This window comes from Lysobacter sp. GX 14042, from assembly GCF_021390425.1.
GTDB lineage: Bacteria > Pseudomonadota > Gammaproteobacteria > Xanthomonadales > Xanthomonadaceae > Novilysobacter.
Window position 1 is genome coordinate 1 of record NZ_JAJUWY010000007.1, and the last position, 14079, is coordinate 14079.

At 70.3% G+C, this 14079-nt stretch carries 13 protein-coding genes and 1 pseudogene; 8 read left to right on the plus strand and 6 right to left on the minus strand.

Annotated elements, in window-relative coordinates:
- Positions 1-14 precede the first annotated feature (14 nt).
- The 3 genes and pseudogenes from LY625_RS13510 to LY625_RS10250 all read left to right on the plus strand — a co-directional run.
- A pseudogene (locus LY625_RS13510) lies at positions 15-259 on the plus strand (site-specific integrase); the annotation flags it as partial.
- A 168-nt stretch (positions 260-427) separates the two neighbouring features.
- Complete coding sequence (locus LY625_RS13515) at positions 428-595, plus strand: hypothetical protein (RefSeq protein ID WP_343223485.1); 168 nt, start codon at positions 428-430, stop codon at positions 593-595.
- A 20-nt stretch (positions 596-615) separates the two neighbouring features.
- Complete coding sequence (locus LY625_RS10250) at positions 616-1965, plus strand: MATE family efflux transporter (protein WP_233740110.1); 1350 nt, start codon at positions 616-618, stop codon at positions 1963-1965.
- Here the strand turns inward: LY625_RS10250 and LY625_RS10255 are convergent, their stop codons facing one another.
- Complete coding sequence (locus tag LY625_RS10255; protein ID WP_233740111.1) at positions 1966-3204, minus strand: serine hydrolase domain-containing protein; 1239 nt, start codon at positions 3202-3204, stop codon at positions 1966-1968.
- A gap of 234 nt (positions 3205-3438) precedes the next feature.
- On the opposite strand from LY625_RS10255, the gene LY625_RS10260 reads away from it, so the two are divergent.
- The 5 genes from LY625_RS10260 (at position 3439) to LY625_RS10280 (ending at position 6593) form a co-directional block, all read left to right on the plus strand.
- Positions 3439-3720, plus strand: a complete 282-nt coding sequence (locus LY625_RS10260; RefSeq protein ID WP_233740112.1) for a hypothetical protein — start codon at positions 3439-3441, stop codon at positions 3718-3720.
- A gap of 64 nt (positions 3721-3784) precedes the next feature.
- The gene (gene frmR / locus LY625_RS10265) at positions 3785-4060 is read left to right on the plus strand and encodes a formaldehyde-responsive transcriptional repressor FrmR (protein ID WP_233740113.1); all 276 of its coding nucleotides are present in this window, start codon (positions 3785-3787) and stop codon (positions 4058-4060) included.
- Positions 4061-4112: 52 nt separating this feature from the next.
- A complete protein-coding gene (locus tag LY625_RS10270) occupies positions 4113-5222 on the plus strand; it encodes an S-(hydroxymethyl)glutathione dehydrogenase/class III alcohol dehydrogenase (RefSeq protein ID WP_233740114.1) in 1110 nt (369 codons plus the stop codon).
- Positions 5223-5294: 72 nt separating this feature from the next.
- Entirely contained in the window at positions 5295-6125 is an 831-nt protein-coding gene (fghA, locus tag LY625_RS10275; protein ID WP_233740115.1) for an S-formylglutathione hydrolase, read from the plus strand.
- Positions 6126-6128: 3 nt separating this feature from the next.
- A complete protein-coding gene (locus LY625_RS10280; RefSeq protein ID WP_233740116.1) occupies positions 6129-6593 on the plus strand; it encodes a pyrimidine dimer DNA glycosylase/endonuclease V in 465 nt (154 codons plus the stop codon).
- Here the strand turns inward: LY625_RS10280 and LY625_RS10285 are convergent.
- The 5 genes from LY625_RS10285 to LY625_RS10305 all read right to left on the minus strand — a co-directional run bounded on the left by LY625_RS10285 (position 6571) and on the right by LY625_RS10305 (position 14021).
- Positions 6571-7242 carry an ATP-binding protein gene (locus tag LY625_RS10285; protein WP_233740117.1) on the minus strand — a complete coding sequence of 224 codons (672 nt, stop codon included), beginning with the start codon at positions 7240-7242 and terminating at the stop codon, positions 6571-6573. The genes LY625_RS10280 and LY625_RS10285 overlap by 23 nt on opposite strands.
- Positions 7243-7312: 70 nt before the next feature.
- Positions 7313-7657 (minus strand): hypothetical protein, encoded by a 345-nt coding sequence (locus LY625_RS10290; protein WP_233740118.1) that lies wholly within the window; start codon positions 7655-7657, stop codon positions 7313-7315.
- 111 nt (positions 7658-7768) lie between these two features.
- A complete protein-coding gene (locus LY625_RS10295; protein ID WP_233740119.1) occupies positions 7769-11119 on the minus strand; it encodes an amidohydrolase family protein in 3351 nt (1116 codons plus the stop codon).
- A gap of 104 nt (positions 11120-11223) precedes the next feature.
- Positions 11224-12507: an amidohydrolase family protein gene (locus LY625_RS10300; protein ID WP_233740246.1), complete on the minus strand. Its 1284-nt coding sequence runs from the start codon at positions 12505-12507 to the stop codon at positions 11224-11226.
- A 53-nt stretch (positions 12508-12560) separates the two neighbouring features.
- The gene (locus LY625_RS10305; RefSeq protein WP_233740120.1) at positions 12561-14021 is read right to left on the minus strand and encodes an amidohydrolase; all 1461 of its coding nucleotides are present in this window, start codon (positions 14019-14021) and stop codon (positions 12561-12563) included.
- Between the last annotated feature and the right edge of the window lie 58 nt (positions 14022-14079).

The window sequence follows — 14079 nt, forward strand, 5'->3', positions numbered from 1 at the left end:
CTAGTGAGGCGGTAATGGATTACCACCCTGCTTCCGAGGCGGTAACGCCGGTCGGCCGCCCCTTGCGCCTGCTCGACCAAGTTCGTGCAGCCTGCCGGGTTCGGCATTACAGCCTGCGCAACGAGCGCGCGTACGTTGGTTGGACCCGGCGCTTCATTCTCGCCAACGGCAAGCGCCACCCCGGGACATGGGCGCAGAAGAGGTCACGGCCTTCCTGACCCGGCTGACCACTCAGGGGCAGGTGGCAGCCAGTACCCAGAACCAGGCGCTCTCGGCGCTCTTGTTTCTGTATCGCCAGGTATTGGACACCGACCTTCCCTGGCTGGAAGGAATCGTCCGGGCCAAGCGCCCGGCCAGGGTTCCGGTGGTCCTGACCCGCGAGGAGATCACCCGCCTGCTGGCAGCGCTCGAGGGGCCGCACTGGGACATGGGCGCACTCATGTATGGCGCGGGGCTCCGGCTGATGGAATGCGTACGCCTGCGGGTGAAGGATGTCGACTTTGCGCGGCGGGAGATCGTCGTGAGGCCTGGCGCTGCCGCGATGGGCGACACTGGCGGCCGCGCTCGCCGCCCCGGGGCTCACGGGGCGGCCTGACAGGAGGCGTCGTCCACTCAATGGATTTCACCCGGGGCTCCATCCCGCCGAAGCTGTTCCGCTTCTCCCTTCCCATCCTGCTGGCCAACCTGCTGCAGGCCTCGATGCAGCTGGTCAACGGCTTGTGGGTCGGGAACCTGCTGGGCAGCGAGGCATTCGCGGCGGTGACGGTGGGCACGACGCTGCTGGTCGTGGTGCTGGCCTTCGTGCTGGGCATGAACAACGCGACCCTGACCATCTTCGCGCAGCTGCGTGGCGCCGGCGACGGGCGCGCGATCGACGCCTACCTGGGCGGTTTCGTCCTCATCCTGGGCGTCTTGTCGCTGATCGTGGGGGTGGCGGGCCATGCGTTCGCCGAGTCGCTGCTCGTCGTGCTCAATACGCCGGCGCCGATCATGGAGGAGGCGAGGGGCTACCTGCAGGTGAGCTTTCTCGGGACGGTGTTCCTGGTGGGCTACAACTTCATCGGCACGATGCTGCGGGCCTTCGGGGACAGCCGGACGCCGCTGTATTTCGTGCTGCTGGCGACGGTGCTCGCGGCCATCATCACCCCGCTGCTCATCGTGGGGCGGGGCATGGGCGTGAACGGCGCCGCCTGGGCGGTGGTGCTGGCGCAGGCGGCGGCGTTCCTCTACAGCCTGTGGTACCTGGCGCGCAGCTCCGGGCGTTACCGGCTGCGGCCGCAGCGGCCGAAGTTCGCGCAGCTGCGGACGATCCTGGAGCTGGGTATTCCGTCGGGCGTGCAGATGATCGTCATCTATGCCGGCATGACGGTGATCCTGTCGTTGGTGAACGCCTTCGGCGCGGACGTGGTGGCCGGCTTCGGTGCCGCCCAGCGACTGGACAGCATCATCCTGCTGCCGGCGATCGCGCTGGGTACCGCGGTGAACGCGATGGCGGCGCAGAACATCGGCGCCGGACAGTGGGGCCGGGTGGAGCAGATCTCGCGGGTGGGAGTGCTCCACAACGTGGGCGTCATGACGGCGATCGCGGTCGTGCTGCTGGTCTGGGCCGAGCCGTTGGTCCGTCTGTTCATCCGCGACGAGGGCAGCGTCGCGTTCGGCGTGTCCTACCTGCGCACGATCGCGCTGTTCTACCCCTTCCTCGGCCTGAACTTCATCTTCAACGGGGTGGTCCGCGGCTCGGGCGCGATGGTCCAGGTGCTGGCGCTGAACATCATTTCGCTGTGGATCCTGCGCGTGCCGCTGGCGTACTGGATGGCGTCGCTGTACGGCGAGCGCGGCATCGCGCTGGGCATGGGCATCGGTTTCCTGCTCAGCAGCCTGTTTTCCGCCGCGTATTACCGCTGGGGTGGGTGGCGCGACAGGCAGCTGTTCCGGGAGTCGTCGGCACCGGCCGGTCCTGGCTGATCAGCCGCGCCCGGGCGGCGCCTGGCGTTCCAATGTTTCGGCATCCACCGCCTGCTTGATTGCGTCGACAAAGTCCCGCCGGGCTTTCACCAGCTCGCTGGAGGTCGCGCGCGGCCACGCCGCCAGCTGCACGATGACCAGGTCCCGCGAGGGATCGACGTAGACCATCTGGCCGAAGATGCCGACCGCCGAGTAGCTGCCGTCGGTGTCGGTCCACCACTGGTAGCCATAGCCGCGTTCCGGTGCGTCCTCGCTGCCGTGCCCTTGCACCGCGCCCTGCATCCAGGCCTCGGCGATCACCGACTCGCCGTCGATGCGGCCGCCCTCGAGCATGAACTGGCCCAAGCGGGCGTAGTCCTCCAGTGTTGCCGACAGCCCGCTGCCACCGGTGTTGCTGCCGTCGCACTCGTCGCGGATCCAGGTCGCGTCGGCGGCCATGCCGTAGGGCTTCCAGATCGTGTCCGACAGGTAGTGGGCGAGCGGGTGGCCGGTGGCGCGCTCGACCACGATGCCGAGCAGGTCGGTCTCGGCGGTGTTGTAGTTCCAGTGCGTGCCGGGCGCCCACTGCCGCGGCAACCCGCGCAGGTAGGACAGCACGTGCGCCTGGCCGTCGACGCAGGCGCCGCGGTACATCTGCGCCACGTCCGACTGGTCGTCGGCGTAGTCCTCGTTCCAGCGCACCCCCGAGGTCATGGTCAGCAGCTGGCGTACGGTGACCCCGTCATAGGCGCTGCCGGCGAGCTCGTGGATGTAGGTCGGCAGGGTGTCGTCCAGGCTGCCGATATCCCCCTGCTGCAGGGCAATGCCAAGCAGGGTGGAGGTGACCGACTTGGCGACCGAGAACGACTCCCAGCGGTCGTCCGGTCCGAAGCCGAGGCCATGGCGCTGCAGGCGCACCTTGCCGTCGTGCAGCACCATCAGGCCGGCAACGTGGTGGCGGTCCATGTAGCCGTCCAGCGCGTCGTCGTCCAGCCAGGCGCTGCCGGAGAGGGGCAGCGGCTCGCCGGCGGGCAGTTCGCGCACCTGCATGCCATGGGAGGCAACGTCGCTGGGGAATTGCGCCTGCATCCGCCGGAACCCGGCCTCGCGCTCGGCCTGCGACCAGAACAGCACGGCCTCGCGTTGTTCGCCGATGGTGGGTTCCGGTGCGCGGGTGCCCGTCGTGCCGCCGGTCGTGCAGCCCAGCAGGGCAAGGGCCAAGGTGGCGGCGAGCAGGTGGTGGAAGCGGGAAGGGGACATGGCGCTGTGAAGGAGAAGAGGCCGCCGCAGTTTACCGGCGGACGCCGGCTTCCACCCTTCGAGGTAGGAGGTCTTCGCCATGAGCGATCTGCCCGAACGCTCCATCGGTGCGGCCTGGAGAGGGCGAGCCACCGCTCGACGATGCGGCACTGGCCGGGCTGCAGCGGGAGATCCTGGGCGATTCGACCACGCTGACACCTGTCCAATGTCATCCGGCGCACCATCACCGAGCAGATGCGTGAGGAGTCGCGTTACCTGCGCAGCCATGCACAGGCACGTGCGGCCCTGAAGGAGATCGTGGAGATGCCCGACCATCAGGCGGACCGGGTGTTGCGCTCGATAGAACAGAGTCAGGGCAGGCTCAGCAATGTACGGGCCAGCGAAATGCCGATTCTGCAAAAGCCCGGGATCTGGGACGACATCGTCGGCGCGGTTGGACGGGCGTTTGACGATGGCCCGCCGTTCGACGCTCACGTTGTCCGGCGGTACCGCCCGGGTCGGCCCGCCGGAAAGTGACCGGGCAAGGCGCCTTGGCGTAAAGGCGGATATACTCCCCCCCACTATTCGTTCGACTGTCGCCGTGCCCCACTCCCCCGAGGAAAAAAAGAAGGTCCTCGCCCGCATCCGCCGGGTGCGCGGCCAGTGCGAGGCGCTCGAGCGCGCGCTGGAAGCCGGCGCCGACTGCGCCCCGGTGCTGCAGCAGATCGCCGCCATCCGCGGTGCGGTCAACGGGCTGATGAGCGAGGTGCTGGAGTCGCACCTGCGCGAGCAGTTCGGCCAGCCCGCCTCCGATCCGCAGGACCGGCACGCCCGGGTCACCGAGATGACCGGCCTGATCCGTTCCTACCTCAAGTAAGCCTTCCCCTTTGCCGGCGCCCGGCGCCGGATCCGCCATCAGGAGTACTGCCATGAAGACCCGTGCCGCCGTCGCCTTCGAAGCCGGAAAGCCGCTGCAGATCGTTGAGCTCGACCTCGAGGGCCCGAAGAAGGGCGAGGTGCTGGTCAAGATCACCCACACCGCGCTGTGCCACACCGACGCCTTCACCCTGTCGGGCGAGGACCCGGAGGGCGTGTTCCCGGCCGTGCTCGGCCACGAGGGGGCGGGCATCGTGGTCGAGGTCGGCGAGGGCGTCACCAGCGTCAAGCCCGGCGACCATGTGATCCCGCTGTACACCGCCGAGTGCGGCGAGTGCCTGTTCTGCAAGTCCGGCAAGACCAACCTGTGCGTGGCCGTGCGCGCCACCCAGGGCAAGGGCGTGATGCCCGACGGCACCACGCGCTTTTCCTACAACGGCGAGCCGGTCTACCACTACATGGGCTGCTCGACCTTCAGCGAGTACACCGTGGTCGCCGAGGTCTCGCTGGCCAGGGTCAACCCGGAGGCCAACCCGGAGCACACCTGCCTGCTGGGCTGCGGGGTGACCACCGGCATCGGCGCGGTGCACAACACCGCGAAGGTGGCCGAGGGCGACAGCGTCGCCGTGTTCGGCCTGGGTGCGATCGGCCTGGCGGTGATCCAGGGCGCCAAGCAGGCGAAGGCCGGCCGGATCATCGCCATCGACACCAACCCGGACAAGTTCGCGCTCGCCCGCGAGATGGGCGCCACCGATTGCGTCAACCCGAAGGACTTTGATCAGCCGATCCAGCAGGTGATCGTCGAGATGACCGGCTGGGGCGTGGACCACAGCTTCGAGTGCATCGGCAACGTCGAGGTGATGCGCGCCGCGCTGGAGTGCGCGCACCGCGGCTGGGGCCAGAGCGTGATCATCGGCGTGGCCGGCGCGGGCAAGGAGATCGGCACCCGTCCGTTCCAGCTGGTGACCGGACGCAAGTGGATGGGCACCGCCTTCGGCGGGGTGAAGGGCCGCAGCCAGTTGCCGGGCATGGTCGAGGACGCGATGAAGGGCGACATCCAGCTGGAGCCTTTCGTCACCCACACCCTGCCGCTGGACCGGATCAACGAGGCCTTCGAGCTGATGCACGAGGGCAAGTCGATCCGGACGGTGATCCGGTACTGAGCAGGAGCTGCCCTCACCCCAACCCTCTCCCGCGAGCGGGAGAGGGGGTAATGCAATTGGAGGTTTTATCCCATGGAGCGCATCGAACACCACGCCTGCTTCGGCGGCTGGCAGGACGTCTACCGGCACCGGTCGAAGGTGCTGGGCTGCGACATGACCGTCGGCGTGTACCTGCCACCGCAGGCGCAGGAGGGTCCCTGCCCGGTGCTGTACTGGCTGAGCGGACTGACCTGCAACGAGCAGAACTTCGTCACCAAGGCCGGCGCGCAGCGCTACGCGGCCGAGCACGGGATCATCCTGGTCGCGCCGGATACCAGCCCGCGCGGCGAGGACGTGGCCGATGACGAGGCGTATGACCTGGGCAAGGGCGCGGGCTTCTACCTCAACGCCACCCGTGATCCGTGGGCGAAGCACTACCGGATGTACGACTACATCGTCGAGGAGCTGCCGGCCTGGGTGGAGGCCAACCTGCCGGCCAGCGGCGCGCGCGCGATCAGCGGGCATTCGATGGGCGGGCATGGCGCACTGGTGATCGCGCTGCGCAATCCCGGTCGCTACCGCAGCGTCTCGGCGTTCTCGCCCATCGTCGCGCCAACGCAGGTGCCCTGGGGCGAGAAGGCCTTCAGCACCTACCTGGGCGAGGACCGCGAAGCCTGGAAGCAGTACGACGCAGTCGAGCTGGTGAAGGCCGCGCAGGAGAAGCTGCCGCTGCTGGTCGACCAGGGCGGGGGCGACGACTTCCTGGCCGGGCAACTGCGCCCGGAGCTGCTGCGCGACGCCTGCGAGGCCGCCGGCCACCCGCTGACCCTGCGCATGCAGCCGGGTTACGACCACAGCTACTACTTCATCTCCAGCTTCATCGGCGAGCACCTCGCCCACCATGCCCGCGCACTGAAGGGCTGAGCCATGCGGCTGTGGTCCCTGCATCCGGCCCACCTGGACCGCCAGGGACTCACGGCGCTGTGGCGGGAGGGACTGCTTGCGCGTGCGGTGCTGTCGGGCCGCACGCGCGGCTATCGCAACCACCCGCAGCTGGAGCGGTTCCGGGCGCAGCCGGAGCCGCTGGCGGCGCTGGATGCCTACCTCGCCGCGGTCGTGGACGAAGCGGTCGTGCGCGGCTACCGCTATGACCGCGGCAAGCTCGGTCCGGTGCTTGTCGTGCCGCCGGTCGAGGTGGCGCAGGGGCAGCTCGGGTTCGAGTGGCAGCACCTGATGGGCAAGCTGGCACGGCGCAGCCCCGACTGGTACGCCGCGCAGCAGGCGAGCGGGCCGCCGCGCTGCCACCCCTGCCTGATGGTCGTGCCGGGGCCGGTCGCGGGCTGGGAGCGCGGAAACGCCAGCGCGCCCGCTACGCCAGGTGGAAGTCGGTGAAGGCGAAGCGGTCCTCGCGCAGGACCGTTTCGCCCCGTTGCAGCCGCAGGGGGCGCTGGAACATCGGCCCGTCGGTGACCAGGGTGTGGAACTCGCCGTCCTCGCCGCAGGGGTCGCAGCCGTCGGGGAGCCTGGCCAGCAGTGCCGCGTCGAAGCGGCATCCGGCGTAGCGTGCGTCCAGCTGGGTGGTGTCCACGCAGCACAGCCACGGCTGCAGTCCGCCGGCGATCATCTCCCGCGCCAGTCGCCCGGTGTCGGCGCCGAACAGCGGGGTCGTGATTTCCCAGCCATGGCGCCGGCACAGTGCCTCGCGCCACGCCCGCACGTCGGCCAGCTTCAGGTCGCCATAGGCGATGGTGGCCAGCCCCGGCCAGCGCCGGGTGGCCTCCGCGAGGGTGGCGGCGAACGCCGCCTCGTACGCGGCGTTGTCGGCGCCGGCGTGGATTGTCGATTCCAGTACCGGCAGGCCGACCGCGGCCGCCTGCGCATGCAGCACGTCGCGGCGGATGCCATGCATGGCGACGCGACCGTAGTCGGCCGTGACGGTGGTCAGCAGGCCGACCACGCGGACGTCGTCGTGGGCGCGCAGGTGCTGCAGGGTCCAGGCGGCGTCTTTCCCGCCGCTCCAGGCCAAGAGGAGGTTCTTCATGGGGGCATTGTGCCGGCCCGGACGTCCACGGGTTCCCGCGTGCGCGGGAACGACGGTGGTGCGTACTGCGTCAGGCGGCGGTGACGTTGCGCAGTTCCCAGGCGTGGCCGGCCAGCCAGCGCAGGCGCTGCTGCAGCAACTGGCCGGACAGGGTGGTGGTGGCGATCAACTCCATGCGCAGGTCGTCCTGGCGGCCGGTGACGGTCGCGTCCGGGTCGGTCGCGCCCAGGGCCGGGTCGACCTCGTCGGGCTCGTCCTGCTTGAGCCGCCAGCGCTCGAACAGCGCGTCGCTGCGCAGGGCCTGCTGCAGTTCCGCGGCGAAGCCTTCGGCGCTGACCGCGGTGAACGAGAGCTCCGGGTCGCTGCCGCGGGCGCGGTGGGCGTCGGGAAGGTGGATGTAGAAACGCGTACCCATGGTGGCCTCCTGTGCGGGGGCCACTGTAGGACGTGGGCGCGGCGATGAATGTGAACAGGGCCGCCCGGCGAAGGGCGGCCCCGTGCCATGCCATCGGGAACCGGCCGGTCCTCAGTCGATCTGCAGCCAGTGCTGGTGCGACTTCGGGCAGTGGCCGACGCCGGTCGGTCCGAACTCGGCGCCGAACTGCACCCCGCTGCCATGGTGCTGCCAGTAGAAGGTCGGCGCCGGCACCGCGCGGTTGCCGATCTCGGCCATGTCGGCCCCGACGTCGAACAGCCGCCCGCCAACCATCACGTAGCGGGTGTCGGCGGTGGCGCGGATGTCCTCAAGCGGGTTGGAATCCAGCACCACCAGGTCGGCCTTCTTTCCGGCCTCCAGCGAGCCGATGTCCCCGGCCAGGCCGATGTAGTCGGCGCCGTCGATGGTCGCCGCGCGCAGTGCCTCGAAGTTGCTGAAGCCGCCCTGCTCAAGCATCCAGATCTCCCAGTGCGGGCTCAGGCCCTGCAGCTGGCCGTGGCCACCGACCTGGATCCTGACCCCGGCATCGCGCAGCACCTTGGCGGCCTTGGCCACCTCGATGTGCCAGTAGTCCCAGTCCGGGGCGGTCTCGCGCCGGATGGAGCGGGCGTCCAGGGTCTCGCGGGGAAAGAAGCGGTTGAGCTTCGGGTCTTCCCACACGTTGTCGCGGGCGTACCACCAGTACTCGCCCGACAGTCCGCCGTAGTTCACCACCAGGGTCGGGGTGTTGCGCACGTCGGTCTGCGACCACAGCTCGACCACGTCCCTGTACAGCGGGGCGACCGGGATGTTGTGCTCGATGCCGGTGACGCCGTCCAGGATCATGGTCATGTTGTGGTGGAAGGTCGAGCCGCCTTCCTCGACCACCAGCATGCCCAGCTCGCGCGCGGCGGTGTTGATCTGCTGGCGCTGGTTGCGCCGCGGCTGGTTGTAGCTCTTCACCGAGAACGCACCGTTGCCCTGCATCCGCCGCAGGTGGCTGCGCGCATCGTCGAGCGAGTCGACCACGACCTTGGAGCCGCCATCGGCGCCGTACAGGACGGTGCCGGTGGAGAACACCCGCGGGCCGACCATCATCCCGGCCTTCTGAAGCTCGGCCTCGGAGAACACGAACTCGGTGGTCGCCGAGGGGTCGTGCAGGGTGGTGATGCCGAAGGCCAGGTTGGCGTAGTAGGCCCAGTTCTGCTGCGGCACCACGCCGCCGCCGAAGTGCGAGGCGTGGGCGTGCACGTCGATGTAGCCCGGCACGATGGTCTTGCCGCTGGCGTCGATCACGTTGGCGCCGGCCGGCACCTCGACCGAACCCGACGGGCCGACCGCGGCGATGGTGTCGCCGCGCAGCACGATGGTGCCGCCTTCGATCACCTCCCGGGTGTCCTCGGCATCGCGCATGGTGATGATCCGCGCGTTGGTGAAGGCCACCACCTGGTCCGGTGCATCCACTGGCGCGGTCAGCCCCACCGGCACGCCACCGCCATGCACCGGCTCGGCGATGTCGGCGCCGCCGGCGAGGAAGCCGAAGCTCTCGTCCAGGCTGCGCGAGTGGTAGCGGTCGCCGACCATCCAGTGCAGCGACTTCGAGTCCGCCGCCCAGTGCAGGTAGCTGCCGACATCGGCGCTGACCCGCGCGACCGGGATCGCCCTGGTCTCCTTGCTCAGCTCGACCGCCTTGCCGGTGTGCACCATCGGCGCGACATAGGCGTTGAACAGCTCGGTGAAGGCGACCCACTCGCCGTCCGGGCTGACCTGCACCGAGTCGACGTACTTCAGGTCGAACAGTTCGCGCGGGTCCTCGCCGTGCAGGCCGACCGACATCAGCTTCTTCTCCATGCCGCCGCCGGCCAGGTACAGCACCCGGGTGCCGTCGGCGCTGAACTGCGGTGCCTGGCCGTTGTCGGCGACCTTGACCGGCGTGCCGCCGGAAGCCGGCATGACGTAGATGCCGCGGTCGCCCGACCACAGGCTGCCGGTCAGGCTGCCGCCGCCGGAGCGGGCGTAGACCACGCGCTTGCCGTCGGGCGAGAACCGCGGGTGGTAGTAGAAGCCCGGTTCATCGGTCAGCTTGCGCCCGGTGCTGCTGCCGCCGGCATTGCGCAGGTACAGCGCGCCCAGGCCGGCGTCGCTCCAGGTGGTGTAGAGCAGCTGGCGGCCATCCGGGCTGAAGCTGGGCTCGTACTCGTACACGCCTTCGTTGCCGGTCAGCCGGCGCGGCTCGCCACCGGGCAGCGGCTTGCGCCACAGCTTGCCCAGGGCGTGGAACACCAGGGTGTCGCCCTGGGTCGAGGTGGCGACGTCGCGGATCATCTTCGGTGCGAACCGGCCTTCCTCGATCCCGCGCTCGAAACGCAGCGGATCGATCACCTTCTGCTCGACCCGGGCGGTGAACGGGATCTGCCGGGCCTCGCCGTTGCCCATGTCGATCCGCCACAGCTTGCCCTGGGCCCAGGCCACCACCGACCTGGAGTCCGGGGTCCAGCCGAAGCCGGTGTACGGTCCGAAGATCGACCACGCCTCCTGCTGGTCGTGCGCCAGGCCATCCCAGACCGGCCGCACCTGGCCGCTGGCCAGGTCGAGCGCGTGCAGCACCGACTTCTCGCGCACCCGCTTGACGAAGGCCAGCGACTTGCCGTCGGGCGAGGGCACCGGGCGCACCGCGCCGCCGGGGCTGGCGACCAGGGTATCGATCGCGCCGGTCTCGCGGTCCAGCCGCTTGATCGCGTAGATCACCCCGTGCGGGTCGCGGTTGTACTCGAACTGTGGACCCGGGCTGACGTCCTGGGAAAAGTAGACGTAGCGGCCGTCGGGCGAAACCGCCGGTTCGCCCAGGTCCTGTTGCTCGTTGCGCTTCTCGACCAGTTGCAGGCCCTTGCCGCCGCCGGCGGCGTGGTACATCCACAGCTCGCCGGCACCCAGCGAGCGGCGCGAGGTGAAGTGCTTGCGGCCGATCAGGAAGTGCCCGTCGGGGGTCCATGCCGGCGTGTTGAGCAGGCGGAAGTCCTCGTCGCTGACCTGCACCGGGTCACTGCCGTCGGCGGCGATGGTCCACAGGTTGTTGCCGCCGCCGCGGTCGGAGGTGAAGGCGATCCGCTTGCCGTCCGGCGACCAGCGCGGCTGGATGTCCCAGGCCATGCCGGAGGTGATCCGGGTCGCGCTGCCGCCGTCGATCGGCAGCCGGTACAGGTCGCCCAGCAGCGCGAACACCAGCTCGCGGCCATCGGGGGAGACATCCACGTCCATCCAGGTGCCTTCGTCGGTTTCGAAGGCGATGGTCTTCGACGCGCCGGGCGGGTTGTCTACATCCCAGGTGTCCTTGTCGGTCTGCCCGTCCGGGGCGTCGCGGTGCTGGGGAGCCGGTTGCGTCGGGGGCTGGGCCGCGGCGGGCAGGGCGAGGGTGGCGGACAGGGCGCTGGACAGCGCCAGCACGAGCAGGCGTCGGGTCATGGCAGGCACACGGTGACGGATGATCACGGCAGCCTAGCCCGGCGCCGGCGCCGCCCGCGCAGGCTGGAAGTCCCGGACGGTGTGCCGAACATGGCGGCTACGGCTCAGCTGCCCGCGGGCGGATACGCCCGCGGCAGCCCACCCTGGTCGGCGGCCACCTGCGGCCGCAGGTAACGGTCGCGCAGCTCGGTCTGCCGGCTGCGCATCTCGATCGGCCGGCCATCCATCCACACCTGCAGCGCGACCGAGGCCACGTCCAGCGGATCGCCGGTCCACAGCACCAGGTCGGCGCGCTGCCCCGCGGCGATTCGGCCCATGCGGCCGGCCACCCCCAGCGCCTGTGCCGGCACGGTGGTCAGCCCGGCCAGGCCGGCCTCCCAGGGCAGGCCGTTGGCCACCGCGTTGCCGGCCAGCTGGCGCACCTTGCGCGCGTTGTGCGAGGCATCGCCGCTCTGGGTGAAGCCGACCTCCACGCCGGCCGCGGCCAGCCGCGCGGCGTTCTCCATGGTGGCGCCGACCTGGTCGAAACTGTCGGGCAGGTTGGCCAGCGGGTCGACGAAGACCGGCACCTTCGCCGCGGCCAGTGCCGGGGCCACGCGCCAGGCCTCGGCGCCGCCGGAGATCGCGATGTCGACCCCCTTGTCGCCGGCCCAGCGCAGCAGCTGGTGGATGTCGGCGGCACGGTCGATGTTGACCATCAGCCGGCCCTTGCCGTCGAGGAAGGCAGCCAGGGCCTTGCGCCCGGCGGGGGTGAGCATCGCCGCGTGCGAATCGGCGGCGATGCGGCCGCGGGCCTCGTCGACGAGCTGGTCGAGCAGCATCCACTGCGCGGCGCGCGAGTTGCCGCTCAGCCGCGCGGCGTCGGAGCCGAGGTCGACGAACAGCAGCTTCGGCCCGGCCGGGTCGATGCTGCCGTCCAGCCGCATCACCGCGCCCTGGCCGCCGATGATCGAGCCACCCTGCCCGCTGGAGGCGCCCAGCAGGGTCCAGCCGATCCCCTCGGTACGGGTGACCGGCAGCAGCACCGAATCCGGGTTGTAGGCCAGGGTCACGTCGAACTCCGGCCGTACGTCCATGCGCTCGCCACCCAGCCCGGCGCGGTTGTCGACCGTGGACTGCTCGCCCGACACCTCCTCGATGCCGATGCCGGTGATCCCGCCGAACAGGGTCGGCGACAGCGGCCGCCCCTGGGCGTCGATCACCTCCGCACCGGCCGGCGCGGCCAGGCCGCTGCCGACCTGGGCGATGGTGTTGCCGCGGACCAGCACGTCCGCGCCCTGCAGCGTGCCCTGCGGCCCGGCGGTATGCACGGTGGCATTGCGGATCAGCAGCGACGGCCCGGCGGGGGCGGCGTCCTGGGCGAAGGCGCCGGCGGCGGCCAGGGCCAGGCCGGCGGCCAGCAGGCTGCGGCGGGCAGTGCGCCCGAGAATCCCGATGCGGTTCACAGCACACCTCCGTTGCCGGCGGCGGCCGGCTGTCCAAGCATGAAGTCACGGGTGGGCTGGCGCGCCGGGTCGTTGCGGTCGTACAGGCGCGCGCCGTCGATCCAGACCTGTTCGGCCTGCGCGTAGACGCTGAAAGGATTGCCGCTCCACAGCACCACGTCGGCCATCTTCCCCGGGGACAGGGTGCCGACCTCGTCGGCGATGCCCATGGATTTCGCCGGATGCGAGGTGATCCAGCGGATCGCGTGCTCGGGGGTGATGTCGATGCCGGCCAGTCCGGCACGGGCGATGACCTTGGCCGCTTCCTGGTTGAGGCGTTGGATGCCTTCGGCCGAGTCGCTGTGCACGATGGCGCAGCTGCCCGCCGGGCGGTCGACCAGGGCGATGTTCTCCTGGATGCCGTCGAAGGCCTCCATCTTGAAGCCCCACCAGTCGGCCCACAGCGCGCCGCAGATGCCACGTTCGGCCAGCTGGTCGGCGATCTTGTAGGCCTCCACGCCGTGGTGGAAGGCGGCGATCCGGAAATCGAACTCCTCCGCCAGCGCCATCATGTTGGACATTTCGTCGGCGCGGTAGCAGTGGATGTGCACCTTGATGTCGCCGTTGAGCGCGCCGGCCAGGGTCTCCATCTTGAGGTCGCGCTTGCCGCCGTTGCCGTCGTCCCCCGAACCGGAGTCCGAATCGGCCGACTGCCACCAGCGGCGCTTGCGCGGCTCGCCGCCGTCGCCGTCGCGGCGGGTGCGTCCGCCGTGCTTTTCCAGGTACTCGGCGGCCTCGATGAAAGCCGCGCGGTGGCCGGCCATGTTGCCCATCCGGGTGGCCGGGCCGCCCTTCTGGCCGTATACGCGCTTGGGGTTCTCGCCGCAGGCCATCTTCAGCCCCCACGGCGCGCCCGGGAACTTCATCGCCTGCACCGAGGTGCCCGGCACGTTCTTGAGGGTCACCCCGCGGCCGCCGAACAGGTTGGCCGAGCCGGGCAGGATCTGCAGCGAGGTGATCCCGCCGGCCAGCGCGGCGCCGAAGCCCGGGTCCTGCGGCCAGACCGAGTGCTCGGCCCAGACGTGCGCGGTGTTGGGCGAGACCATCTCGTTGCCGTCGCTGTGGGCGCGCACGCCGGGGCTGGGATACACGCCCAGGTGCGAGTGCACATCGATCAGGCCCGGCGTCACCCACTTGCCGCTGCCGTCCACCCGGCTCGCCCCGGCCGGGGCCTGCAGCCCGTGGCCGACCGCGACGATGCGGCCGTCGGCCATCAGCACGTCGGCGCCCTCCAGCCGGTTGCCCTCGCCATCGAGCACGGTCGCCCCGGTGATCAGCACCGGCGGCGCGGCGATGCGCTGATAGGTGCTCGGATAGGCGTCATGGGCGAATGGCGAGCGGTCTCCGGCGTGCGCCTGGCCGGCCGCCAGCGCAAGGCCGAGCGCAACCGCGAGTGCGGCGCAGGTGGGTCGGATCATCGTTTTTCCCCGGTCGAAAGTGGCCGGCGCAGGGCCAGACACCGCACCCTAGCCGCAG

Excerpts from the sequence above, each read along its gene's own strand:
- fghA (WP_233740115.1), top strand. The coding sequence starts at position 5,295 with ATGGAGCGCATCGAACACCACGCCTGCTTCGGCGGCTGGCAGGACGTC.
- LY625_RS13515 (WP_343223485.1), top strand. The coding sequence starts at position 428 with ATGGGCGCACTCATGTATGGCGCGGGGCTCCGGCTGATGGAATGCGTA.
- LY625_RS10280 (WP_233740116.1), top strand. The coding sequence starts at position 6,129 with ATGCGGCTGTGGTCCCTGCATCCGGCCCACCTGGACCGCCAGGGACTC.
- LY625_RS10250 (WP_233740110.1), top strand. The coding sequence starts at position 616 with ATGGATTTCACCCGGGGCTCCATCCCGCCGAAGCTGTTCCGCTTCTCC.
- LY625_RS10295 (WP_233740119.1), bottom strand. The coding sequence starts at position 11,119 with ATGACCCGACGCCTGCTCGTGCTGGCGCTGTCCAGCGCCCTGTCCGCC.
- LY625_RS10290 (WP_233740118.1), bottom strand. The coding sequence starts at position 7,657 with ATGGGTACGCGTTTCTACATCCACCTTCCCGACGCCCACCGCGCCCGC.
- LY625_RS10285 (WP_233740117.1), bottom strand. The coding sequence starts at position 7,242 with ATGAAGAACCTCCTCTTGGCCTGGAGCGGCGGGAAAGACGCCGCCTGG.
- LY625_RS10305 (WP_233740120.1), bottom strand. The coding sequence starts at position 14,021 with ATGATCCGACCCACCTGCGCCGCACTCGCGGTTGCGCTCGGCCTTGCG.
- LY625_RS10270 (WP_233740114.1), top strand. The coding sequence starts at position 4,113 with ATGAAGACCCGTGCCGCCGTCGCCTTCGAAGCCGGAAAGCCGCTGCAG.
- LY625_RS10255 (WP_233740111.1), bottom strand. The coding sequence starts at position 3,204 with ATGTCCCCTTCCCGCTTCCACCACCTGCTCGCCGCCACCTTGGCCCTT.
- LY625_RS10260 (WP_233740112.1), top strand. The coding sequence starts at position 3,439 with ATGCGTGAGGAGTCGCGTTACCTGCGCAGCCATGCACAGGCACGTGCG.